We start from the raw sequence: 1291 nt of genomic DNA on the forward strand, positions 1-1291 counted from the left end.
TAGACTGACCTAGCAATATGAGACACATATAAAACACCTTGATTAGGCTGCCAGTACACCGTATTTTTTCGGTGTGAGGTAGCCTAATTTTTCTTGGATTCGTTCTTCGTTATAGTAGTTTAAGTAATTGATAACGCGTTCAGAGACCTCATGGTCTCTTAGCGAATTAAATTTGACGTACTGGAACTCCTCGGACTTTAAATTAGAGTGGAACGATTCGATCACTGCGTTGTCCCAACAGTTTCCTCTACGAGACATGCTACTTGTTAGGTAATTCCTCTTAACGAATTCTTGAAAGGCATATGATGTATAAACACTGCCTTGATCCGAATGAAGGATGACCCCTTCGGGGTAGTTTCGATTCTCAAGCGCTATCTTCAACGTATCGATCACAAGAAACGTTTGTTGATGCTCGTATAACTTGTAGGCGATGATCTCGTTATTGAATAGGTCCATGATAGTTGAAAGATATTTTGTAGTGCTGCCGTATTGGATATAGGTAATATCCGTCACCCACTTCTGATTCGGTTTACTTGCTGTGAAATCACGTTTGATAAGATCCGGTGCCGTTATGATGCGCTCACCTTGAGACTTCCATCTTCGTTTCGGTTTGATCCGACATTGGAGATGGTGTTTTTGCATGATTTTCTGTACGGTATTCCGATTGGCTTTCAACTGATAAATTTGCTGTAATAATGCCTTTATTTTTCGATGGCCATTCCGATACTTCGTCTGTTTACTTAGTTCAATGATGGCTTTTTCGAGCACCGAAGGTGCTTTCACAGATTCTTTAATCCAACGGTAATAGTTTGCTTTGGGTACATTCAAAACACTAAGAATGGCGGTGATTGTATACTTTCCCTGAAGCAATTCTACAATTTTTATGACTGCTTCTTTCTCAACTCTCTTTCGATCTCCATGTACTTTTTTAAGATCTCGTTTTCCATCTTCAGATGAGACATTTGTCGTTCGCTCTTGTCATCCTCACTCGCAGAATCTGGACCATGTCCATAGGTATATTGTTTTCCAATCGGCTGATCAAATCGATAATGTTCGTTAGCGCGATACCATCTCATCCATGTTTTGATTTGAGATTCATTTTTGATTCCGTACTTCTCCATGATTTCTTTCGTCGTTAACTTACCACTTAACTTATCTTTTACTACTGCCCATTTCACTTCACTTGAATATACGTTTTTGCCCATGCAAAAACACCTCCGATGTTAGTACTTTTTAAAAGTGTACCACTCCGAAGGTGTTTTATATTGTCTCAAAATTTTAGGTTAGCCCA

General features: G+C 39.3%; 1 protein-coding gene. It reads right to left on the reverse strand.

Annotation, left to right across the window (positions count from 1 at the left end; genetic code table 11):
* Positions 1 to 42 precede the first annotated feature (42 nt).
* A protein-coding gene (locus KNQ07_RS16430) for an IS3 family transposase (protein WP_214767978.1) occupies positions 43 to 1205 on the reverse strand; the annotation gives its coding sequence in 2 pieces (ribosomal slippage) (positions 43 to 929 and positions 929 to 1205; 1164 coding nt in all).
* Positions 1206 to 1291: the final 86 nt, after the last annotated feature.

The sequence above is a fragment of the Exiguobacterium sp. s145 genome (genome assembly GCF_018618835.1).
Classification (GTDB): domain Bacteria; phylum Bacillota; class Bacilli; order Exiguobacteriales; family Exiguobacteriaceae; genus Exiguobacterium_A; species Exiguobacterium_A artemiae.